At 73.4% G+C, this 23,876-nt stretch carries 12 protein-coding genes; 11 read left to right on the top strand and 1 reads right to left on the bottom strand.

All coding sequences use genetic code 11. The annotated features are described in order from the left end of the window. Positions 1-223 precede the first annotated feature (223 nt). The 9 genes from glgX (at position 224) to glgB (ending at position 19,751) form a co-directional block, all read left to right on the top strand. Entirely contained in the window at positions 224-2,488 is a 2,265-nt protein-coding gene (glgX, locus tag ABD385_RS06565; RefSeq protein ID WP_344574036.1) for a glycogen debranching protein GlgX, read from the top strand. Positions 2,489-2,635: 147 nt separating this feature from the next. Continuing rightward, positions 2,636-4,489: an ABC transporter ATP-binding protein gene (locus ABD385_RS06560; protein ID WP_344574035.1), complete on the top strand. Its 1,854-nt coding sequence runs from the start codon at positions 2,636-2,638 to the stop codon at positions 4,487-4,489. Beyond that, positions 4,486-6,396, top strand: coding sequence for an ABC transporter ATP-binding protein (locus tag ABD385_RS06555; protein WP_344574034.1), 1,911 nt, complete (start codon positions 4,486-4,488; stop codon positions 6,394-6,396). The genes ABD385_RS06560 and ABD385_RS06555 overlap by 4 nt, the downstream gene beginning before the upstream one ends. Before the next feature lie 436 nt (positions 6,397-6,832). Next, the gene (locus tag ABD385_RS06550; protein ID WP_344574033.1) at positions 6,833-9,097 is read left to right on the top strand and encodes a M4 family metallopeptidase; all 2,265 of its coding nucleotides are present in this window, start codon (positions 6,833-6,835) and stop codon (positions 9,095-9,097) included. A 296-nt stretch (positions 9,098-9,393) separates the two neighbouring features. Then, a complete protein-coding gene (locus ABD385_RS06545) occupies positions 9,394-11,028 on the top strand; it encodes a M4 family metallopeptidase (RefSeq protein ID WP_344574032.1) in 1,635 nt (544 codons plus the stop codon). 752 nt (positions 11,029-11,780) lie between these two features. Further along, entirely contained in the window at positions 11,781-13,772 is a 1,992-nt protein-coding gene (locus ABD385_RS06540; RefSeq protein ID WP_344574031.1) for an alpha-1,4-glucan--maltose-1-phosphate maltosyltransferase, read from the top strand. Next, on the top strand, positions 13,769-15,496 hold the full coding sequence (gene treS, locus ABD385_RS06535; protein ID WP_344574030.1) for a maltose alpha-D-glucosyltransferase: 1,728 nt from the start codon (positions 13,769-13,771) through the stop codon (positions 15,494-15,496). The genes ABD385_RS06540 and treS overlap by 4 nt, the downstream gene beginning before the upstream one ends. A gap of 372 nt (positions 15,497-15,868) precedes the next feature. Continuing rightward, positions 15,869-17,326 carry a maltokinase N-terminal cap-like domain-containing protein gene (locus ABD385_RS06530; RefSeq protein WP_344574029.1) on the top strand — a complete coding sequence of 486 codons (1,458 nt, stop codon included), beginning with the start codon at positions 15,869-15,871 and terminating at the stop codon, positions 17,324-17,326. Between the two features lie 106 nt (positions 17,327-17,432). After that, on the top strand, positions 17,433-19,751 hold the full coding sequence (gene glgB / locus ABD385_RS06525; RefSeq protein ID WP_425585357.1) for a 1,4-alpha-glucan branching enzyme: 2,319 nt from the start codon (positions 17,433-17,435) through the stop codon (positions 19,749-19,751). Positions 19,752-19,870: 119 nt separating this feature from the next. Here glgB and ABD385_RS06520 read toward each other — a convergent pair whose 3' ends face one another. Beyond that, positions 19,871-21,271: a cation:dicarboxylate symporter family transporter gene (locus tag ABD385_RS06520; RefSeq protein WP_344574028.1), complete on the bottom strand. Its 1,401-nt coding sequence runs from the start codon at positions 21,269-21,271 to the stop codon at positions 19,871-19,873. Between the two features lie 152 nt (positions 21,272-21,423). Between ABD385_RS06520 and ABD385_RS06515 the strand changes: the two genes are divergently transcribed. Beyond that, positions 21,424-23,082 (top strand): sensor histidine kinase, encoded by a 1,659-nt coding sequence (locus tag ABD385_RS06515; protein WP_344574027.1) that lies wholly within the window; start codon positions 21,424-21,426, stop codon positions 23,080-23,082. Then, positions 23,079-23,759 (top strand): response regulator, encoded by a 681-nt coding sequence (locus ABD385_RS06510; protein ID WP_344574026.1) that lies wholly within the window; start codon positions 23,079-23,081, stop codon positions 23,757-23,759. The genes ABD385_RS06515 and ABD385_RS06510 overlap by 4 nt, the downstream gene beginning before the upstream one ends. Positions 23,760-23,876: the final 117 nt, after the last annotated feature.

Genomic DNA, 23,876 nt, shown 5'->3' with positions numbered 1-23,876 from the left:
ACGCCGGGCCCGCCCGCGCCGCTGTGCGGCAACGGGAGTCCGCGACGACGGAAAGCGTGAGGCAACGCCCGGTTGCGGGCAGAACAACGGTGCACCCTCATGCACCGCACCGCGGGCGACGGCCCCGGACCCGGCCGGGACGCTCCCCCGGCTCGCGCGGGGAGGTTCCCCCGGGCCCGGACGCCGCCGTCCGACGAGCCCTTGAGCCGCAGGAGGCCGGCACGTGTCCAGCGCACCCGAGCAGGAGGCGGTGGCGGACGAACCGCTCGCCCCGCCCGCGGACGTCCGCCCCGGCACCCCGACGCCCCTGGGGGCCCGCTACCGCACCGGACCGGACGGGGCGGCGGGCACCAACTTCGCCCTGTGGGCGGGCGGCGCCGAGGCCGTCGAGCTGTGCCTCTTCGACGACGAGGGGCAGGAGATGCGCCACCCCCTCACCGAGCTGACCCACGAGATCTGGCACGGCTTCCTGCCCGGCGTGCACCCCGGGCAGCGCTACGGCTACCGGGTGCACGGCCGCTGGGACCCCTGGACCGGCGCCCGCTGGAACCCGGCGAAGCTGCTGCTGGACCCGTACGCCCGGGCCGTGGACGGGGACTTCGGCAGCCGGATCGAGACCGGCCCGGGCGGCCCGGCACTGCCCGCCCCGTTGTACGGGCACGTCCGGGACTGGCCCGAGCAGCAGGTCGCCGACACCGTGCGGGACGACCGCGACTCGGCGCCGTACGTCCCCAAGGGCGTGGTGGTCGGCGAGGACGACGACGGGCCGGACGAGTGGCGGGACGACCGGCGCCCGAAGACGCCGTGGCCGGACTCCGTCCTGTACGAGCTGCACGTGCGCGGGTTCACCATGCGCCACCCGGGCGTCCCGGAGCGGTTGCGCGGCACCTACGCCGGGCTCGCCCACCCGGCCGCGCTGGCGCACCTGACCCGGCTGGGGGTGACCGCCGTCGAGCTGCTGCCGGTCCACCAGTTCGCGCACGAGGACCACCTGGTGCGCCGGGGGCTGCGCAACTACTGGGGCTACAACTCCCTCGGCTACTTCGCCCCGCACGCCGGCTACGCCGCCACCGGGACCCGCGGCCAGCAGGTCGGCGAGTTCAAGCGGATGGTGCGGGCGCTGCACGACGCCGGCATCGAGGTGATCCTCGACGTCGTCTACAACCACACCGCGGAGGCCGGCGAACGGGGCCCGACCCTCTCCCTGCGCGGCATCGACAACCGCGGCTACTACCGCCTCCAGGGGGACCCGCGCCGCTACGCCGACTACACCGGCTGCGGCAACACCCTGCACGTCGTCCAGCCGCACGTCCTGCGGCTGATCACCGACTCGCTGCGCTACTGGGTCACCGAGATGGGCGTGGACGGCTTCCGCTTCGACCTGGCGGCCGCGCTGGCCCGCTCCATGCACGACGTCGACATGCTCTCCCCGTTCCTCGCGGTGATCGCCCAGGACCCGGTGCTGCGCCGGGTCAAGCTGATCGCCGAGCCGTGGGACGTCGGCTCCGGCGGCTACCAGGTCGGCGCCTTCCCCCCGCTGTGGACGGAGTGGAACGACCGCTACCGGGACACCGTCCGGGACTTCTGGCGCGGCGCCACCGCGGACGTCCGGGACCTGGGCTACCGGCTCTCCGGGTCCAGCGACCTCTACGCCTGGGGCGGCCGGCGGCCGTACGCCTCGGTCAACTTCATCACGGCGCACGACGGGTTCACCCTGCGCGACCTGGTCAGTTACGAGCACAAGCACAACGAGGCGAACGGCGAGGACAACCGGGACGGCACCCACGACAACCGGTCCGCCAACTGCGGCGCCGAGGGCGAGACCGACGACGGGGACGTCACCGCGCTGCGCCGCCGCCAGCTCCGCAACCTGCTGACCACCTTGTTGCTGTCCACCGGCGTGCCGATGCTGGTGGCCGGCGACGAGATGGGCCGCACCCAGCACGGCAACAACAACGCCTACTGCCAGGACAACCCGACCGGCTGGGTGGACTGGTCGCTGCTGGCCGACCCCCACTGGCGCGCCCTGGCCGCGCTCACCGCCCGGTTGATCGCGCTGCGCCGCACCCACCCGGTGCTGCGCCGCCGGGCGTTCTTCTCGGGCCGTCCGCAGCACCGCGGCGGGCTGCGCGACCTGGCGTGGTTCGGCGCGGACGGCGCCGAGATGACCGAGGCGGACTGGTACGCGCCCGGCGCCACGTTGACCATGTACCTCTCCGGCAACGACATCCCGCAGCGCGACGCCCGCGGCGTCCGGGTCACCGACGACAGCTTCCTCGCCGTACTGCACGCCGACGCCGCGCCCCGGACGGTGGTCCTGCCCGGCCTGCCGTGGGCCGGCGCCTACGAGCTGCTGGTGGACACCTCGGCCGAACCGCCGCCGGACGGGGCGGCCGAACCGCCGCCGGGCCGGGCGACGTGCGCGGCCGGCGGCGAACTCACCGTGCCGGGACGGGCCGTGCTGCTGTTCCGGGCGGTCCCGGGGTGAGCACCACCGGTCGGACCCGCACCAACTGACGCCCGGGCAGCGCCCCTTGGGCCAAGGGGCGGGAACCGGCCCCGCCCCGACCCCGTTCCGGACGCCGCGGCGAAAACCACGTGAGCGGTGTCAGTGGCCGGTCGTACGCTCGCGGTGATGGCCACGACCACGCGTTCGAACTCGCCCGACGAGCGGACCGGAGCGGTACGGCGCTCCGCGGTGCGCTCGCTGCTCCGCCTGTGGCCCTTCGTCCGCCCGGTGCGGGTGCGGCTGTTCGTCGCCGCCGGGGTGGCGGTGGTGGCGTCCTGCCTCTCGGTGGTCATCCCGCTGGTGCTCAAGTGGCTGGTGGACGGGCCGGTGTCGCACAGGGACACCGACGGGGTGTGGCGGGGCGGCGGGTACCTGCTGCTGCTCGGGGTCGCCGAGGCGCTGCTCTTCGGGCTGCGGCGGTGGCTGGTCTCCCGGCCGACGGCCGCGGTGGAGGCGGCGATGCGGGAGGCGCTCTACCGCCACGTGCAGCGGCTGCCGGTCGCCTTCCACGAGCGCTGGGCGACGGGCCAGTTGCTCTCCCGGGCCACCACCGACCTCCAGCTGTTACGCCTGTTCCTGGTCTTCCCGATGACGTTCCTGCTGGTCAACGGCGCGACGATCGTGGTGGGCGGAGTGCTCCTGCTGGTCCAGCAGTGGGCGCTCGGGCTGGTGCTGCTGGCGCCGGTGCTGCCGCTGATGGTGGTGTGCTCGGTCTTCCAGGCCCGGTACGGGCAGGCCGCCCGCCGGGCCCAGGACCAGGTCGGCGACCTGACCACGGTGGTCGAGGAGTCGCTGCTCGGCATCCGGATCGTCAAGGGGTTCGGGCGGCACCGCAACCAGGCCCGGGCGTTCGGCGAGCTGGCCGGCGCGGTCCGCGCCACCGAGCTGCGCAAGGCCCGTCTGCTGGCCGTCATCTGGGGCGTCAACACCGTCCTGCCGGAGCTGGCGCTGGGCGCCGCGCTGGTGCTCGGCACCGTCCAGGTGGCCGACGGGCAGCTCTCCACCGGCACCCTCGTCGCGTTCCTGTCGACGGCGCTGGCGCTGCGCTGGCCGGTCGACTCGATCGGCTTCCTGCTGGCGATGAGCAGTGCGGCGGCGACCGCGGCCGACCGGTACTTCGAGGTGCTGGACGAGCCGCCGGTGTCCGAGGGCGGCGCCGACCGCCGCGGCCGGCGGGCGGACGGCGAACGGCCCGGCGGGGGGCTGGTCTTCGAAGGGGTGGAGTTCCGCTACCCCGACGCGCCCCCCAGCTCCCCGCCGACGCTGCGCGGCGTCGACCTGCACGTCCGCCCCGGGGAGACGATGGCGCTGGTCGGGGCGACCGGCAGCGGCAAGACCACCCTGACGGCGCTGGTGCCGCGGCTGTACGACCCGACAGCGGGCCGGATCACCCTGGACGGGCGGGACCTGGCGACGCTCACCCGCGAGGAGGCGCGGACGCTGGTCGCGGTGGCCTTCGAGGAGCCGACCCTGTTCTCCACGACGGTGGCGGAGAACGTCCTGATGGGCGGGGCGGACGGACCGGCGGCGGAGCGCGCCGCGGCGCTGCGGCGGGCCCTGCGGGTGGCGCAGGCCGAGGAGTTCGTGGCCGCCCTCCCGCAGGGCGCCGCCACCGGGGTCGGCGAGCAGGGGATGACGCTGTCGGGCGGGCAGCGGCAGCGGTTGGCGCTGGCCCGCGCGGTGGTCGGCCGGCCGCGCTTCCTGATCCTGGACGACCCGCTCTCCGCTCTCGACGTGCACACCGAGGCCCGGGTGGAGGCGGCGCTGCGGGAGGTGCTGGCGACCACCACCGCGCTGGTGGTGGCGCACCGGCCGTCCACGGTGCTGCTGGCCGACCGGGTGGCGCTGCTGTCCGGCGGCCGGATCGTCGCCGTCGGCACCCACCACCAACTCCTGCGGGAGAACGCGCAGTACGCGGCGCTGATGTCCGGCGGCCCGGCGCGCGCCACCGAGCGGCACGAGGGGGAGGACGGGCGATGACGACGACGGAGACCGGCCGGCCGGTCGACGGCCCCGGAGGCGAGGGCCGCGGCACCGGCCCCCCGGCCGCGCCGGCCGCGTCGGACGGCCGGCAGCCGGCCCCGCCGGACGGTGCCCCGGACGCCTTCGAAGCGGACCTGCTGCCCACCCCCAAGGGCGCCTCGCGCACCCTGCTGGGTTCGCTGCTCGCCCCGCACCGCGGCCGGGTGTGGGCCGCCACCGTCGCCCTGCTGCTCCAACAGGCCGCCACGCAGGCCAGCCCGCTGTTGGTCGCCTACGCCCTGGACCGGGTGGTGCCGGCCCTCCGGGCGGGCGACCACGGTCCGTTGGTGGTCCTGGCGGTGGCGGCGGCGCTGTCCGCGGCGGTCGCCGGCGCCCTCCAGTGGGTCTTCGTCCGGCTGTCCGCGCGGGCCGGCCAGGACGTGCTGCTGGACCTGCGCGGCCGGATCTTCCGGCACGCCCAGGACCTCGGCCTGGACTTCCACGAGCGCTACACCTCCGGCCGGTTGATATCCCGCGCCACCACCGACGTGGAGGCGCTGCGCGAACTCCTGGAGGAGGGCCTCCAGGAGCTGGTCACGGTCGTCCTGTCGACGCTCTACATCAGCGCGCTGCTGCTCTGGCTGGACCTGGGCCTGGGCGTCGCGGCGCTGCTCTCCGCGGTGCCGCTGGCGCTCCTCGTCCGGGCTTTCCAGCGGCGTTCGCACCGGGCCTACCGCGCCAAGTCCAGTGCCATCGCCGCGGTCATCGTGCGGTTCGCCGAGACGCTGGGCGGGATCCGGCCGGTGCAGGCGTTCCGCCGCGAGCCGGCCAACGACGCGGCCTTCGCCGACCTCAACGCCCGCCACCGGCGGTTCAACGGCGACGCGATCCTGGCGATGGCGCGCTTCGTCGTCGGCTCCCGCATGACGGCCAACGTCGCGATCGCCGCCCTCGTCCTGTGGGGCGCCTACCGCGTCGCCACCGACGCGCTCGCCCTGGGCGTGCTGGCCGCCGCGACGCTCTACCTGCGCCGGCTCTACGACCCCATCGACCGGCTGGGCGTGTTCCTGAATGCCTACGAGTCGGCGGCCGCCTCGCTGGAGAAGATCGCCGGGTTGCTGGCCCAGCGGCCGTCGGTGCCCGAGCCGGCGCGGCCCCGTGCGCTGCCGCCCGCGCCCCCGGCCCGGCCCGGCCGCGAAGTGGCCTTCCGCGGCGTGTCCTTCGGGTACCGCACGGGCGGCGAGGTGCTGCCGCGGTTCGACCTCACGCTGGCGGCCGGCAGCACCGTCGCGGTGGTCGGCGCGACCGGCGCCGGCAAGTCCACCCTCGCCCGGTTGCTGGCCCGCTTCCACGACCCCACCCAGGGCCGGGTGGAGGTGGACGGGGTCGATCTGCGCGAGCTGTCCGGCGCCGAGCTGCGCCGCGCGGTGGTGATGGTCACCCAGGAGGCGTTCCTGTTCTCCGGCACGGTCGCCGACAACATCGCCCTGGGCCGCCCGGACGCCGAGCGCGCGGAGGTCGAGGCGGCCGCGCGGGCGATCGGCGCCCACGACTTCGTCGGCGCCCTGCCGGACGGCTACGACACCGACGTCCGCAAGCGCGGCGGCCGGCTCTCCGCCGGCCAGCGCCAACTCGTCGGGTTCGCCCGGGCGTTGCTGGCCGATCCGGCGGTGCTCCTGCTGGACGAGGCGACCAGTTCGTTGGACATCCCCGGCGAGCGGGCGGTGCAGCGGGCCATGGGCGCGGTGCTGCACGGCCGGACGGCGCTGGTGATCGCGCACCGGCTGTCCACGGTGGAGTCCGCCGACCGGGTGCTGGTGATGGCGGACGGCCGGATCGTGGAGGACGGCGCCCCGGCCGCGCTGGCCGCCGGCCACGGCCGGTACGCGGCGCTGCACCGGGCCTGGCGGGAGAGCGTGGCCTGACCCGTCGGCCGCGCCGGCGGCACCGGTGCGCCCCGGATCACCCTCGACCGGCCGATCCGACCGCCCGGCCATCCGTCCGCCCGTCCGCCCGCCCATCCGCCTGTCCATCCATCCGTCCGTCCGTTTTCCGGACGTGGATTTCGCCCAACGGACGTTTTCCGGCCAATTAGTTGATGGGCACCTGACAACCACTCGTGAGTGGTGGCACTCTTCCCGGCAGCCGCCACCCGGACCCCCACGGCACCGCTCCGGACGGCAGCGACCCGGCTCCACCAGCACCGCACCCCCCACACACGCTCCACGAGTTCTGCCTCGCTCTGCCCGGACGGCCGCTTCGCCGCCCGGTCCCGCTCGGCCGCCCCCCTCATGTCGCGGCCCCGCAGAAGGAGTCAGTGTGAGAAGCACCCCCCATAGATCCACCCCGCAGCGCCGCGCCGTGGCGACCGGCGCGCTGGTCGCGGTCACCGCGCTGCTGGCCGTCGGCGTCCAGGCCGGTACCGGCGCGGCGGCCAGCCCGCAGGGCACTCCCGCCGCCCGCCCGGGCCCGCAGGCGGTCCCCGCCGCCGGTGCGCTGCCCGCCAAGCTCTCCCCCTCCCAGCGGGCCGAACTGCTCCGCACGGCGAACGGCACCACCGCCGCCACCGCCCGGCGGCTCCAACTCGGCGCCAAGGAGAAGCTGGTCGTCAAGGACGTCGAGAAGGACGTCGACGGCAGCGTGCACACCCGCTACGAGCGCACCTACGAGGGCCTGCCGGTGCTCGGCGGCGACCTCGTCGTGCACACCGCGAAGACCGGCGCGGTCAAGAGCACCACCAAGGCCCTCAAGAAGGCCCTCGCGGTGCCCTCCACCACCGCCAAGGTCGCCCCGGCCACCGCCGCGGGCAAGGCGGTCACCGCGGCGAAGTCGCTCGGCTCCACGAAGACCGCGGCCGACCAGGCGCCGCGCAAGGTCGTCTGGGCCGCCGACGGCACCCCTCGGCTGGCCTGGGAGACGGTGGTCGGCGGCCTCCAGGACGACGGCACGCCCAACCAGTTGCACGTCATCACGGACGCCACCACCGGCGCGAAGATCTTCCAGTACCAGGGCATCGAGAACGGCATCGGCAACAGCGAGTACAGCGGCAAGGTCACCATCGGGACCTCCGGCTCGGCGCCGAACTTCACGATGACCGACGGCACCCGCGGCGGCCACAAGACGTACAACCTCAACCACGGTTCGTCCGGCACCGGTTCGCTGTTCACCGACGCCGACGACACCTGGGGCGACGGCACCACCGGCAACGCGCAGACCGCCGCCGTGGACGCCGCCTACGGCGCCCAGGAGACCTGGGACTACTACAAGAACGTGCACGGCCGCACCGGCATCCGCGGGGACGGCGTCGGCGCCTACTCCCGTGTGCACTACGGCAACAGCTACGTCAACGCCTTCTGGGACGACGGCTGCTTCTGCATGACCTACGGCGACGGCGCCAACAACGCCGACCCGCTGACCGCCCTGGACGTGGCCGGCCACGAGATGTCGCACGGCGTCACCGCCGCCACCGCCAACCTCACCTACAGCGGCGAGTCCGGCGGCCTCAACGAGGCCACCTCGGACATCTTCGGCACCGCCGTGGAGTTCTACGCCAACAACCCGGCCGACCCCGGTGACTACCTCATCGGCGAGAAGATCAACATCAACGGCGACGGCACCCCGCTGCGCTACATGGACAAGCCCTCCAAGGACGGCGCCTCCGCCGACTACTGGTCGAGCACCGTCGGCAACAAGGACGTGCACTACTCCTCCGGCGTCGCCAACCACTTCTTCTACCTGCTCTCCGAGGGCAGCGGCGCCAAGGACATCGGCGGCGTCCACTACGACAGCCCGACCTACGACAACCAGCCGGTGCCGGGCATCGGCCGGGCCAACGCCGAGAAGGTCTGGTTCAAGGCGCTCAGCCAGTACATGAGCGCCAACACCAACTACGCCGGCGCCCGCACCGCCACCCTCCAGGCCGCCGCCGACCTGTTCGGCCAGGGCAGCGCCACGTACAACACGGTCGCCAACACCTGGGCGGCGGTGAACGTCGGCTCCCGGGTCTCCGACGGCGGGGTCTCGGTCACCAACCCGGGCAACCAGACCAGCACCGTCGGCCAGGCGGCCAGCCTCCAGCTCAAGGCCAGCAGCGGCACCACCGGCGCGCTGTCCTACGCGGCCACCGGGCTGCCCGCCGGGCTGTCCCTGGACGCCGGCACCGGCCTGATCTCCGGGACGCCGACCACCGCCGGCAGCACCACGGTCACCGTGACGGTCACCGACGCGGCCAAGAAGACCGGGACCACGTCCTTCACCTGGACCGTCAACGCGGTCGGCGGCGGCAGCGTCTTCGAGAACAACACCAAGGTCGCCATCCCGGACGGCGGTGCGGCGATCACCTCGCCGATCCCGGTCAGCCGCAGCGGCAACGCCCCCAGCGGCCTCAAGGTGACGGTGGACATCACCCACAGCTGGCGCGGTGACCTGGTCATCGACCTGCTGGCCCCGGACGGCACCGCGTACCGCCTGAAGAGCGCCAACCTCGGGGACTCGGCGGCCGACGTGAAGGCCACGTACACCGTCAACGCCTCGACGAAGGCCGCGAACGGCACCTGGAAGCTGCGCGTCCAGGACGTCTACGCGGGCGACGCGGGCACCCTCAACGGCTGGAAGCTGACGTTCTGACAGCAACCGGCAATATGCCCGTCACCTTGAGGTGACAGAGCGGGCAGCCCGCCGGACAAATCCCGCCGATCGGTACAACTGATCTCTCACGCAGTCGAGTTGGGCGTCGCCCCCGGATCTCCGGGAGCGGCGCCCCGCTCCGTTATCCGGACATCGAGCCCCTCTGTACGGACGAATTTCGGCCAACCTCCGAACACCCCCCTGACATGCACGCGTTCGAATGGCAGTCTTCCCGACGCATGTCACACCCGCATCGCTTTGCACCCCCACCACTTGGCAAAGTTGAAGGAGCACGCGTGACCCCCCACATATCCCGTAAGACCCGTGTGACCGGTTCGGTCGCCGCCGCCGCGGCCCTGCTCGTCGCCGGCATCACCGCCGCCGGTACCGCCGGCGCCGCCCCCGCCCCCGCCGCCCCCCACGGCGGCGCGGCGCTCGCGCTCAGCACCTCGCACCACGCGGAGCTGGTGCACGACGCGCAGGCCGCCACGGCGCAGACCGCCACGTCACTGGGCCTGGGCGCGCAGGAGAAGCTGGTCGTCAAGGACGTCATCAAGGACACCGACGGCACCGTGCACACCCGCTACGACCGCACCTACGCCGGCCTGCCCGTGCTCGGCGGCGACCTGGTCGTGCACACCGCCAAGGGCGGCGCCGTGAAGGGCGTCAGCAAGGCCACCACGGCGAAGGTCGCCGTCGCCTCCACCACCGCGAAGATCGCCCCGAAGGCCGCCGCGCTGGCCGCCGAGTCGACCGCGACCAAGACCATCGGCGCCAAGAAGGTCGACGCGCCGGCACCCCGCAAGGTGGTCTGGGCCGCCAAGGGCACCCCGGTGCTGGCCTACGAGACCGTGGTCGGCGGCGTCCAGAAGGACGGCACGCCCAACCAGCTGCACGTCATCACCGACGCCAACACCGGCAAGAAGCTCTACCAGTACCAGGGCATCGAGAACGGCGTCGGCAACAGCGAGTACGCCGGCAAGGTCGACCTCACGACCAAGAAGGGCGCCAACGGCTACGAGCTGACCGACGACACCCGCGGCGGCCACTCGACGTTCGACCTGGGCGGCAGCGAGAGCGGCGACGGCAAGCTGTTCACCAACTCCACCGACACGTGGGGCGACGGCAAGCCGAGCAACCCGCAGACCGCCGCCGTCGACGCCGCCTACGGCGCCCAGGAGACCTGGGACTACTACAAGAACGTGCACGGCCGCAGCGGCATCAAGGGCGACGGCAAGGGCGCCACGTCCCGCGTCCACTACGGCCAGAGCTACGTCAACGCGTTCTGGGACGACAGCTGCTTCTGCATGACGTACGGCGACGGCCAGGGCAACAACAAGCCGCTGACCGCCCTCGACGTCGCGGGCCACGAGATGTCGCACGGCGTCACCTCGGCCACCGCCGGCCTGGAGTACAGCGGTGAGTCCGGCGGCCTGAACGAGGCCACGTCGGACATCTTCGGCGCCTCGGTCGCGTTCTACGCCAAGAACCCCGAGGAGCCGGGCAGCTACTTCATCGGCAAGAAGATCGACATCAACGGCGACGGCAAGCCGCTGCGCTACATGGACAAGCCCTCCAAGGACGGCCAGTCCCTGGACAACTGGAGCGCCGACGCCGGCAACGTCGACGTCCACTACTCCTCCGGCATCGCCAACCACTTCTTCTACCTGCTGTCCGAGGGCAGCGGCGCCAAGGACGCCAACGGCGACCACTACGACAGCCCGACCGCGGACGGCTCCAAGGTCACCGGCATCGGCCGCGACAAGGCCGAGAAGATCTGGTTCAAGGCGCTGACCGCGTACATGACCTCGACCACCGACTACAAGGCGGCCCGCGAGGCGACCGTCAAGGCGGCCACCGACCTCTACGGCGCGGACAGCGCCGAGGTCAAGGGCGTCGAGTCGGCCTGGGCCGGCGTGAACGTCAAGTAACGCACCACCGCGGCCGGTTGGCCGCACCGCACCGGCGTGGCCGGGGGAACGCTCCCCCGGCCACGCCGGCTTTTTTCGGCCAGTCCCGCCCGGCCGGCTCCCTCCCCCGCGGACCCACCGCCCACCCGGCGCCCCACGCCCCGGACCGCCCACCGCACCGGCCACCCGCCGCCCGGCGGCACCCCCGCCCCCGGTCGGCCGCGGTCACCGGTCGACCGGTCCCGCGCGCCGACGGCGGGCCGCCCGCCGCGCGCCACTGACCGGCGGCCGTCGCCCCGTACCGCCCGGTCCGCCGATATGGCCAATTCCACCCCCTCAGGCGCTCTTGTACGGATACCCGCTCGGCGAGAGGCTGCGATGGTGGCGCCGACGGGCCCCGGCGCGGCAACGGACTTCCGCACACCGCAACTCCGCTGTGATCACACCGAGTTGAGGAGGCGAACGTCGACCGTGTCAGCACCAAGCCGCAGCCGCCCACCGGAGCGGCGGCCCTCGTCCACCGGAGCACACGGCGTGCGCGGTTACGCGTCGGTGGTTCACCTTCCCGCGGCATGCGGCCCGACCGCGCGCGGGAAGGCTCACCGACGGCGGCGTCGCGCGCAACCGGCCGGCGGGACCCGATCCGGCCCGCCGTGCCATCCGCCAGCAGAGTGAAAGCGGACAGGAGCGCCCATGCCCGCACCCCGCCCCCTCACCGTGGAGCGGATAGAAAGGACAAAACCCCTCAAAGCACCACAAACCCAGGTGAGCCCATGATCGGTCGCATCCCTGTACTGGACATCCGCCCGCAGATCGATTGCGGTCGCCGCCCGGCCAAGGCCGCGGTGGACGAAACCTTCGAGGTCTCCGCCACGGTCTTCCGAGAAGGCCACGACGCGGTCGCCGCGAACGTGGTGCTGCGCAACCCGGCGGGCCGCTGCGGCCCGTGGACCCCGATGCGGGAGCGGGCACCGGGCACCGATCGGTGGGTCTGCGAGGTCACCCCCGACGTCGAGGGGCGCTGGACGTTCACCGTGGAGGCGTGGTCCGACCCGGTCGCCACCTGGCGCCGGCACGCGGCGGTCAAGATCCCGGCCGGGATCGACACCGAGCTGGTCCTCACCGAGGGCGCCGCGCTGCACGAGCGGGCCGCCACCGAGGTCCCCAAGAGCGACGGCCGGGAGGCGGTGCTGACCGCCGTCGACGCACTGCGCGACGCCACCCTGCCGGCCGCCACCCGCCTGGCCACCGCACTCGCCCCGCAGGTCACCGAGGCGCTGGAGCGCCACCCGCTGCGCGAACTGCTCACCGTCTCCCGCCCGATGCCGCTGGTCGTCGAGCGCCGCCGGGCCCTGTACGGCTCCTGGTACGAACTCTTCCCGCGCTCCGAGGGCGCCACGACCGGCCCGGACGGCACGCTCGTCAGCGGCACCCTGCGCACCGCCGCCGAGCGGCTGCCCGCGGTCGCCGCGATGGGCTTCGACGTGGTCTACCTCCCGCCGGTCCACCCGATCGGCACCAGCCACCGCAAGGGCCCCAACAACGCGCTCTCCGCCAGGGCCCGCGACGTCGGCTCCCCCTGGGCCATCGGGTCGCCGGCCGGCGGCCACGACGCGCTCCACCCGGACCTGGGCACCTTCGAGGACTTCGACCACTTCGTGCGGACCGCCCGCGACCTGCGGATGGAGGTGGCGCTGGACTTCGCCCTGCAGTGCTCCCCGGACCACCCCTGGGTCACCCTGCACCCGCAGTGGTTCCACCACCGCGCCGACGGCTCCGTCGCCTACGCGGAGAACCCGCCGAAGAAGTACCAGGACATCTACCCCGTGGCCTTCGACGCCGACTTCCGCGGGCTGGTCCGGGAGACCGAGCGCCTGTTGCGCTTCTGGATGGCCAAGGGCATCCGGATCTTCCGGGTGGACAACCCGCACACCAAGCCGGTGGCGTTCTGGGAGAAGGTCCTCAGCGACATCAACCGCACCGATCCGGACGTGCTCTTCCTGGCGGAGGCGTTCACCCGTCCGGCGATGCTGCACACCCTCGCCCAGATCGGGTTCCAGCAGTCGTACACGTACTTCACCTGGCGCAACACCAAGCAGGAGCTGACCGAGTACCTCACCGAGCTGACCGGCGAGGGCGCCGCCTACCTGCGGCCCAACTTCTTCGTGAACACGCCCGACATCCTGCACGCGCACCTCCAGGAGGGCGGCCGCCCGGCCTTCGAGTCCCGCGCCGTCCTGGCCGCCACCCTCTCCCCCAGCTGGGGCCTGTACGCGGGCTACGAGCTGTGCGAGGCCACCGCGGTGCGGCCCGGCAGCGAGGAATACCTGGACTCCGAGAAGTACCAGCTGCGGCCGCGCGACTGGGAGGCCGCGGCCCGCGAGGGGCGGTCCATCGCCCCGCTGATCACCGCCCTCAACCGCATCCGCCGCCGCCATCCGGCCCTGCAACAGCTGCGCAACCTGCACTTCCACCGCGTCGACAACGACGCCGTCCTCGCCTACTCCAAGCGCGCGGGCAACGACGCGGTGCTCACGGTGGTCAACCTCGACCCGCACCACACCCACGAGGCGACGGTGTCGTTGGACATGCCGGAACTCGGCCTCGGCCGGCACGAGTCCTTCCCGGTGCGCGACGAGCTCACCGGCGACACCTACCACTGGGGCAGGGACAACTATGTGCGCCTGGAGCCGGGCAGCTCACTCGCGCCGGCTCACGTGCTGTCACTGCGACCGTCCTCACCGATCGGAGGGTCACCCAATTGATCGTCAATGAGCCCGTTCCCGACACGTTCGAAGACACCCCGGCGAAGGACCGCGACCCCGACTGGTTCAAACGGGCGGTCTTCTACGAGGTGCTGGTCCGTTCCTTCCAGGACAGCAACGGTGACGGCATCGGGGACCTCAAGGGCATCACGGCCAAGCTCGACTACCTGCAGTGGCTGGGGGTGGACTGCCTCTGGTTGCCGCCGTTCTTCAAATCCCCGCTGCGGGACGGCGGCTACGACGTCGCGGACTACACCGCGGTGCTCCCCGAGTTCGGTGACCTGGCCGACTTCGTGGAGTTCGTGGACGCCGCCCACCAGCGCGGCATGCGGGTCATCATCGACATGGTGATGAACCACACCAGCGACCAGCACCCGTGGTTCCAGGAGTCCCGCACCGATCCGGACGGCCCGTACGGCGACTACTACGTCTGGGCGGACGACGACAAGCAGTACGCCGACGCCCGGATCATCTTCGTCGACACCGAGGTCTCCAACTGGACCTTCGACCCGGTCCGCAAGCAGTACTACTGGCACCGCTTCTTCTCCCACCAGCCGGACCTCAACTACGAGAACCCGGCGGTCCAGGAGGAGATGGTCTCCGCCCTGCGCTTCTGGCTCGACCTGGGCATCGACGGCTTCCGGCTGGACGCGGTGCCCTACCTCTACGCCGAGGAGGGCACCAACTGCGAGAACCTGCCGGCCTCGCACGCCTTCCTGAAGCGGGTGCGCGCCGAGATCGACGCGCAGTACCCGGACACCGTGCTGCTGGCCGAGGCCAACCAGTGGCCGGAGGACGTGGTCGACTACTTCGGCGACTACGCGGTCGGCGGCGACGAGTGCCACATGGCCTTCCACTTCCCGGTCATGCCGCGCATCTTCATGGCGGTCCGCCGGGAGTCGCGCTACCCGGTCTCGGAGATCCTCGCCAAGACGCCGCAGATCCCGTCCGGCTGCCAGTGGGGCATCTTCCTGCGCAACCACGACGAGCTGACCCTCGAAATGGTCACGGACGAAGAGCGCGACTACATGTACGCGGAGTACGCCAAGGACCCGCGGATGCGCGCCAACATCGGCATCCGCCGCCGGCTGGCCCCGCTGCTGGACAACGACCGCAACCAGATCGAGCTGTTCACCGCGCTGCTGCTGTCGCTGCCCGGCTCGCCGATCCTCTACTACGGCGACGAGATCGGGATGGGCGACAACATCTGGCTCGGCGACCGGGACGCCGTGCGCACCCCGATGCAGTGGACCCCGGACCGCAACGCCGGCTTCTCCTCGTGCGACCCCGGCCGACTGTTCCTGCCGACCATCATGGACCCGGTCTACGGCTACCAGGTCACCAACGTCGAGGCCGCGATGAGCTCGCCCTCGTCGCTGCTGCACTGGACCCGCCGGATGATCGAGATCCGCAAGCAGAACCCGGCCTTCGGACTCGGCAGCTACACCGAGCTGCCGTCGTCCAACCCCGCGGTGCTCGCCTACCTCCGGGAATCCCCGGGCAAGGGCGAAGCCGACGACGACCTGGTGCTGTGCGTGAACAACTTCTCGCGGTTCGCGCAACCCACCGAGTTGGACCTCCAGGCGTTCAGCGGCCGCCATCCGGTGGAACTCATCGGTGGCGTCCGCTTCCCCGCGATCGGCACGCTGCCGTACCTGCTGACCCTGGCGGGCCACGGCTTCTACTGGTTCCGGCTGCGCAGGACCGCGCACCACGCCGGTTAGGGCCGTCCGGCGCGGCCGGCCCACGGGACACCGCGACCGTGCCGCCACCGGACCCCGGGAAATCCCGCCCGTACGCGACCCTCCGGCGCGTACGGGCGTTTTTCGACCTTTCGCTCGGGCAACCTCCCTACTACCTCACGGGCCGGGCGGTCCGGAGGGCCCACGCCGGCCCCCGACCCGGGTGGGGGTCCCCCTGCTCGTCAGAGCCCGGGGAGGCACCGCCGCACAGCGAAGCGAACGCCGAGAAACGCCGAAAACGCCACGCCGTACGGACGATCTCGCCCGACACGTTCCGCACGGCCGCCTCGTAAAGGCCGCATTCCGGGACACTTTGCCCAGTCTGTCGTGTGCCCGGGGAAAGGACGCGACGCCATGTCGGACACCGCCTCGACCCGTGCCACCCGCCACACCCCTGACCGCTCGCTGGTCGCCGCACCCGATCTGCTCTCCTCACTGGCGCCCCTGCTGGCCGAGTGGGTGCCGCGCCAGCGCTGGTTCGCCGGCAAGGGACGGCTGCTCACCGGCTTCACGCTGGTCGCGGCCACCGAACTGCTGCCGTGCACCGGCACGGGCAGCGCGCCGGGCCTGCTCCAGTTGCTGGTCCGCGCCCAGCAGAGCGCGCCGCCCAGCCGCACCCCGGCCGGCGGCGACTGCTACCAGTTGCTGCTGGGCACCCACCCCGCGCCGCCGCCCCACCTGGCGCCCGCGGTGGTCGGCCGCCCGACCGGCGGCCCCTTGCGCGGCCGCACCGTCTACGACGCGCTGCTGGACAACCGGTTGTGCGGGCTGCTGCTGGAGCGGCTGCGGGTGCCCGGCCGGATCGGGGCGCTGCGCTTCTGCCGCGAACCGGACGTCGACGTCCCCTCCGGACTGCCCGCCCGGCCGATCGCGGTGGAGCAGTCCAACTCCTCGATCGTCTATGGAGATACGTTCATCCTGAAGGTCTTCCGGCGGATCGAGCCCGGGGTCAACCCGGATCTGGAGCTGCCGCGGGCGCTGGCCGGCGCCCAGTGCGCCCGGGTACCGGCGCCCGCCGCGTGGTTCGAGGTCGCGACCCCCGACGAGACGGGCGAGGCGACGACGCTGGGCGTCCTCCAGCCCTTCCTGGCCGGCTCCGGCGACGGCTGGCAGCTGGCCCTGAACGCGCTCGCGGTGCGCGCCGACTTCACCCGTTCGGCACGCGCCCTCGGCCACGCCACCGCCGAGGTGCACACCGCGCTCGCCCAGGCGCTGCCCACCACCGAGCTGCGCCGCCCGCAGCTGGACGCGATCGCCGCCCAGATGAACGAGCGCCTGGAGGCCACCGCCCGCGCGGTGCCGGTGCTCCAGCCCTACCGGGGGCGGCTGCGGACCGCGTTCGACGCGCTCGCCGCGATCGGCCACGACGGCCGCAGCTGGGCCGCCCAGCGCATCCACGGCGACCTGCACCTGGGGCAGACGCTGCGGTCCGTGGAGGGGGGCCGCTGGGCGCTGATCGACTTCGAGGGCGAGCCGGCCCGGCCGCTGGCCGAGCGGCGCCGTCCGCAGCCGGCGGTCCGCGACGTCGCCGCGATGCTCCGCTCGTTCGACTACGCGGCGCGCAGCGGCCCGGCCGGCAGCGACCCGTGGGCGCTGGAGTGGGCCCGCCGCACCCGTGCCGCGTACTGCCTGGGCTACGCCGAGGCGGGCGGCCTGGACCCGCGCTCGGCGCCGGAACTGATGCGGGCCTACGAGACCGACAAGGCCGTCTACGAGGTGCTGTACGAGGCCCGGCACCGGCCGGACTGGCTGGCGGTGCCGATGGCGGCGATCCGGCGGCTGGCGTCCTGCGGGGACCCGGGGTCCGGCTGAGCCCGTGCCCGCGGGGCGGTGGGCGCCGGCCCCGCCCGCTCCGCCGTCCGTCGCACCGCGTCCGCCGGAACCGACCGATCGACCCCCGCCCCGAGGAGGCCCTCCTGTGACCGCCCGCCGCCCCCGTTCCGCCGCCCCCGAGCCCGCTTTGGGTGCCGCCCCGCCCGGCCCGGCCCGACCGACCCGACCGGCCACGACCCGCCCGACCCTGGCCGGCACGCCCCCGGCCGGCACGGGTCGGGCCGCGCCGCTCGCCGCCGAGGACCGCGGGCGGCTGCTCGCCGGGGCGCACCATGATCCGCACGCCCTGCTCGGTGCCCGCCCGGTGGCCGGCGGGCTGCTGGTGCGGACCCTGCGGCCGTTCGCCCGGGCCGTCAGCGTGGTGGCGCCGGGGCTGCGGGCGCCCCTGCACTCCGAGGGGGACGGGCTGTTCGCGGGCGTGCTGCCGCTCGGCAAGGTTCCCGCGTACGCGCTGCTGGTCGAGTACGACGACGACGCCGTGACCGTGCCGGACGCCTACCGCTTCCTGCCCGCCGTCGGCGAGCTGGACCTGCACCTGTTCGCCGAGGGCCGGCACGAGCAGCTGTGGCAGGCGCTCGGGGCGCGGGTCATGACGCACCAGGGGGTGAGCGGCACCCGGTTCACCGTGTGGGCGCCCAACGCCCGGGGCGTGCGGGTGGTGGGGAACTTCAACCACTGGGACGGCACCGGCTCCCCGATGCGGTCGTTGGGCTCGTCCGGGGTGTGGGAGCTGTTCCTGCCGGGCCTGGGCGAGGGCGAGCTGTACAAGTTCGAGATCACCCGGCCGGACGGGTCGCACACGGTCCGGGCCGACCCGATGGCCCGGCGCACCGAGTGCCCGCCGGCCACCGCCTCGGTGGTGCACGCCTCGCACCACGCGTGGCAGGACGCCGACTGGATGGCCCGGCGCGGCGAACACCCCGTGCACTCCGCGCCGTTCTCCGTCTACGAGGTGCACCTGGCGTCCTGGCGCCCTGGCCTGACGTACCGTCAGCTGGCTGCGCAACTGCCCGCGTACGTCAAGGACCTGGGGTTCACCCACGTCGAGTTCATGCCGGTGGCCGAGCACCCCTTCGGCGGCTCCTGGGGCTACCAGGTGACCGGCTTCTACGCGCCCACCGCCCGGATGGGCACCCCGGACGACTTCAAGTTCCTCGTCGACGCCCTGCACCGGGCCGGGATCGGGGTGCTGATGGACTGGGTGCCGGCGCACTTCCCGCGGGATGCGTGGGCGCTGGCGGAGTTCGACGGACGGCCGCTGTACGAGCCGGGGGACCCGGCGCGGGCCGCCCACCCGGACTGGGGGACGCTGGAGTTCGACTACGGCCGGACCGAGGTGCGGAACTTCCTGGTCGCCAACGCGGTGTACTGGTGCGAGGAGTTCCACATCGACGGGCTGCGGGTGGACGCGGTGGCCTCGATGCTCTACCTCGACTACTCGCGCCAGGAGGGCGGCTGGACGCCGAACGTCCACGGCGGTCGGGAGAACCTCGACGCGGTGGCCTTCCTCCAGGAGATGAACGCGACGGTCTACCGCCGCTGTCCCGGCGTCGTCACGATCGCCGAGGAGTCCACCGCCTGGGACGGCGTCACCCGCGCCACGCACCACGTCGGGCCGGGCGGCTTCGGCGGGCTGGGCTTCGGGCTGAAGTGGAACATGGGCTGGATGCACGATTCGCTCGGCTACGTCGAGAAGGAGCCGGTGCACCGCAAGTACCACCACGGCGAGATGACGTTCTCCATGGTCTACGCCTATTCGGAGAACTACGTGCTGCCGATCTCGCACGACGAGGTGGTGCACGGCAAGCAGGCGCTGGTCTCGAAGATGCCCGGCGACTGGTGGCAGCGGCGCGCCACCCACCGGGCGTACCTGGGCTTCATGTGGGCCCATCCGGGCAAGCAACTGCTCTTCATGGGGCAGGAGTTCGCCCAGGGCGCGGAGTGGGCGGAGCAGCACGGCCCGGACTGGTGGCTGCTGGACCCGTCCTACGAGGCGGAGCCGGACCACCGGGGCGTGCGGGACCTCGTCCGGGAGCTGAACCACCGCTACGCGGCGACCCCCGCACTGTGGGAGCGCGACACCGATCCGGCCGGCTTCGACTGGATCGACGGCGACGCCAGCGAGGACAACGTCTTCTCCTTCCTGCGGTACGCCGCCGACGGCAGCCCGCTGATCGCGCTCAGCAACTTCTCGCCCGTCGTGCGGCACGCCTACCGGCTGGGGGTGCCCGGTGACGTACCGGTCTGGCGCGAGGTCCTCAACACCGACGATCCGCGCTTCGGCGGCGGCGGCGTCACCAACCCCGATCCGTTGAAGACCGAGCCGGTCGCCTGCAACGGCCGTCGCACCTCGATCGCGGTGGTGCTGCCCCCGCTGGCCACCGTCTGGCTGGTGCCCGCCTAGCGGGGCGGGGCGGGCCAGGTCGGGCGGGCGGTACGCGGAAGGGGCGGGCGCCACGGGCGCCCGCCCCTTCTCCCCTCCTGCGCCCCCGAGGCGCTCGGCCGGCGGCGGCCGGCGGAGCGTCAGACCGCAGCGGGTGCCTTGCCGCCGTCGGCCGGTGCCGGGACCCCGGCGTCGGTCGGGGCGCCGTGGCCGTCGGCGGTCAGCGTCCGTTCGTCGAACGGCAGCCGGCCGGCCAGCACTTCGGTGACCCGGGCCTTGTCGATCTCCTTGGTCCAGGTGCCGATCAGGACGGTGGCCACCGCGTTGCCGGCGAAGTTGGTCATCGCCCGGGCCTCGCTCATGAAGCGGTCGATGCCGACGATCAGGCCGACGCCGTCGACGAGTTCGGGCCGGTGCGACTGGAGGCCGCCGGCCAGCGTCGCCAGGCCCGCGCCGGTGACCCCGGCCGCCCCCTTCGACGCGATGATCATGAAGACGAGGAGCGAGACCTGCTGGCCCAGGGAGAGCGGCTTGTCCATCGCCTCGGCGACGAACAGCGAGGCCATGGTCAGGTAGATGGCGGTGCCGTCGAGGTTGAAGCTGTAGCCGGTCGGGACGGTGATGCCGACGACCGGGCGGCTGACGCCGAGGTGCTCCATCTTCGCGATCAGCCGCGGCAGCGCCGACTCCGAGGAGGAGGTCGACAGGATCAGCAGGAACTCCCGGCCGAGGTACTTCAGCAGCGCCAGCACGTTCACCCCGGCGACCAGCCGGAGCAGCGCGCCGAGCACGACCACGACGAAGAGCAGGCAGGTCAGGTAGAAGCCGACCATGATGACGGCCAGCGACTTCAGGGCGGCGAGCCCGGTGGCGCCGACGACCGCGGCCATCGCGCCGAAGGCCCCCACCGGCGCCGCCCACATGATCATCGACAGCACCCGGAAGACCAGCTTCTGCACGTGGCCGATGCCGCGCAGCACCGGCTCGCCCGCCGGGCCGAGCGCCTGGAGCCCGAAGCCCACCAACAGGGCCACCAGCAGCGTCTGGAGGACCTCGCCCTGGGTGAACGCGGAGACCAGGGTGGTCGGGATGATGCCGAGGAGGAAGTCGGTGGTGGACTCGTGGCCGCCGGCGGTCTGGGCCTGGCCGGCGTGCCGCAGCGCGTCGGTCAGGTGCAGGCCGGCGCCGGGGTCCAGGAGGTTGCCGACGAGCAGGCCGATGGCCAGCGCCACCGTGGACATCACCATGAAATAGCCGAGCGCCAGCCCGCCGACCGCACCGACCTTGGCCGCCTTGCGGACCGAGCCGACGCCCAGCACGATCGTGCAGAAGATCACCGGCGAGATCATCATCTTGATGAGGTTGACGAACCCGGTGCCGAGCGGTTTGAGCTCGACGGCGACGCCGGGCGCGGCGAAGCCCACGACGATGCCGAGCAGGACCGCACCGATCACGGCGAGGTAGAGGAAGTGCGTCCGGTCCCGCTTGGCCGGCGGAGCGTCCTCGGCGGTGCCCCGGGACGACGGGGTCTGTGCAGCCACGGCTGCCACCTTTCTGACGGGGGCCACGGTTCTGCGCCGGTGAAGCGGCTCACGGCGCACAACAGGTCCCGGCGACTATGCACGGCGCTGTGGCGCCCGTCACCCTTGCGTACATTTCGTTCACGTAAAAGTGACCGTGCAGACTGTTCTGCATGCGCCTCCCCCGTTCCCGTCCGCCGCGGCGGCTGCGCGGCCCCCGCAGTCTCGCCGGGCAGCTCTTCGCCATGCAGGTGGTCCTGGTGGCGGTCGTGGTCCTGGGCTGCGCGGTCTTCGCGTACGTGAGTGCCGAACGGCAGGCGGAGGAGACCGCGCGCCGGCAGGCCACCGCCGCGGCCACCGCCGTCGCCGACTCCCCGGCCGTGGTGGCCGCGGCCCGCACGAAGGACCCGACCGCCGCCCTCCAGCCGTACAGCGAGCGGCTGCGGCGGGACGCCGGGGTGGACTTCGTCGTGGTGATGGCGCCGGACGGGACGCGCTGGACGCACCCGGAGCCGTCCGCGATCGGCGGGAAGTACCTCGGCCACATCGGCCCGGCGCTGCGCGGCGAGGTCTTCCCGGAGACGCACATGGGGGTGCTCGGCCCGTCCGTGCGGGTCGTCGCCCCGGTCCGCGACCCCGAGCGGGGCGGCACGATCACCGCGCTGGTGAGTTCCGGCATCACCATCGCCACGATCAGCGAGCAGCTGCGGGACCAGGTCCTGGCGCTGGTGGGGGTGGCCGCGGCGGCGCTGGCGCTGGGCGGCCTGGGCACGTACGTGCTCAACGCCCGGCTGCGCCGGCACACGCACGGGATGAACACCGCCGAGCTGGCCCGGATGTACGACTACCACGAGGCGGCGCTGCACGCCGTCCGCGAGGGGCTGCTGATGCTGGACGGGGCCGGCCGGGTCGCGCTGATCAACGACGGCGGGCGGGAGCTGCTGGGCCTGACCGGGGACGCGGTGGGGCGGCCGGTGGACGGGTTGGGGCTGCCGGAGCCGCTGACCGGGGCGCTGCTGGCGGCCGGCCCCCGGGTCGACGAACTGCACCTGACCGGCGAGCGGGTGCTGGTCGTCAACTCCTCGCCGATCTCCGGAGGTCAGCACCGCGGCAGCGTCGTCACCCTGCGCGATCACACCGAACTCCAGGCGCTGTCGGGTGAGTTGGACTCCGTACGGGGCTTCGCCGAGGCGTTGCGCTCGCAGGCGCACGAGGCGGCCAACCGGCTGCACGCGGTGGTCTCGCTGATCGAACTGGGCCGGGCCGAGGAGGCGGTGGAGTTCGCCACCGCCGAGTTGGAGCTGGCGCAGGCGCTGACCGACCGGGTGGTGGGCGCGGTCGCCGAGCCGGTGCTGGCCGCCCTGCTGCTGGGCAAGGCCGCGCAGGCCAACGAGCACGGCGTGGAGCTGGTGTTGACCGAGGACAGCCGGATCGACGACGGGGTGATCCCGCCGGACCTGCCCGCCCGCGACCTGGTGACGGTGCTGGGCAACCTCATCGACAACGCCCTGGACGCCGCCGCGCCGCCGCAGGAGCACGACGCCCCGCCCCAGGTGCGGGTCACCGCGCGGGCCGACGGCGGCGAACTGCTGCTGTGCGTCACGGACAACGGGCCGGGGGTCGCCGCGGACACCACCGAGGAGGTCTTCCGGCGCGGCTGGAGCACCAAGGAGCACGCCGGCGGCGGGGCCCGGGGGCTGGGCCTGGCGCTCGTGCGGCAGGCGGTGCACCGGCACGGCGGTACGGTCGGGCTCGCCCGGGGGCCGGAGGGCGGTGCGCGGTTCACCGTGCGGTTGCCGCTGCGGGCGGCGGAAGGGACGGGGGTCCGATGAGCGCCGAGGCCATCCGGGTGCTGGTCGTCGAGGACGATCCGGTCGCCGCGGCCGCGCACGCCCTGTACGTGGGGCGGGTGCCGGGCTTCGCGGTGTCCGGCACCGTGCACTCGGGGGCCGGCGCCCGCCGCCACCTCGACCAGCACGCGGTCGACCTGGTGCTGTTGGACCTCTTCCTGCCGGACGGCCACGGCCTGCAACTGCTGCGGACGCTGCGCGCGGCCGGGCAGAGCGCGGACATCATCGCGGTCACCTCCGCCCGCGACCTGGCGATGGTCCGCGAGGGCGTCTCCCTGGGCGTCGTGCAGTACGTGCTGAAGCCGTTCACCTTCGCCACCCTGCGGGACCGGCTGCTGCGCTACGCCGAGTTCCGGGCCACCAGCGGGGAGGCCAGCGGCCAGGACGAGGTGGACCGGGCGCTGGCGGCGCTGCGCGCCCCGCAGCCGGCCGCACTGCCCAAGGGGCTGACCCCGGCGACCCTGCGGGCGGTGACCGAGGTGCTGCGGGCCGCCGCCGACGGCCTCACCGCGACCGAGGCCGCCACGGACGTGGGCATCTCCCGGATCACGGCCCGCCGGTACCTGGAACACCTGGTGACCGGCGGCCGCGCCGCCCGGGCCCCGCAGTACGGGCAGGTGGGCCGGCCGGAGCTGCGGTACCGCTGGTCGGGGCGGTAGCCGGCGGCGCGCCCGCCGGGGCGCTTCCGACGGCTCTCCGGCGACGCCGCGGAGATCCGGCGGCAGCGTCCCCGTCGCCGTGGCGCGGCGGAATTCCGCCGGCCCGTTCCTCGCGCA

The sequence above is a fragment of the Streptomyces lunalinharesii genome (assembly GCF_039532155.1).
GTDB lineage: Bacteria > Actinomycetota > Actinomycetes > Streptomycetales > Streptomycetaceae > Streptomyces > Streptomyces lunalinharesii.
Note: the sequence above shows the minus strand (reverse complement) of the source record. Positions and strands in the feature narration are given on the sequence as shown.

Excerpts from the sequence above, each read along its gene's own strand:
- ABD385_RS06560 (WP_344574035.1), top strand. The coding sequence starts at position 2,636 with ATGGCCACGACCACGCGTTCGAACTCGCCCGACGAGCGGACCGGAGCG.
- ABD385_RS06555 (WP_344574034.1), top strand. The coding sequence starts at position 4,486 with ATGACGACGACGGAGACCGGCCGGCCGGTCGACGGCCCCGGAGGCGAG.
- ABD385_RS06540 (WP_344574031.1), top strand. The coding sequence starts at position 11,781 with ATGATCGGTCGCATCCCTGTACTGGACATCCGCCCGCAGATCGATTGC.
- ABD385_RS06530 (WP_344574029.1), top strand. The coding sequence starts at position 15,869 with ATGTCGGACACCGCCTCGACCCGTGCCACCCGCCACACCCCTGACCGC.
- ABD385_RS06515 (WP_344574027.1), top strand. The coding sequence starts at position 21,424 with ATGCGCCTCCCCCGTTCCCGTCCGCCGCGGCGGCTGCGCGGCCCCCGC.
- ABD385_RS06510 (WP_344574026.1), top strand. The coding sequence starts at position 23,079 with ATGAGCGCCGAGGCCATCCGGGTGCTGGTCGTCGAGGACGATCCGGTC.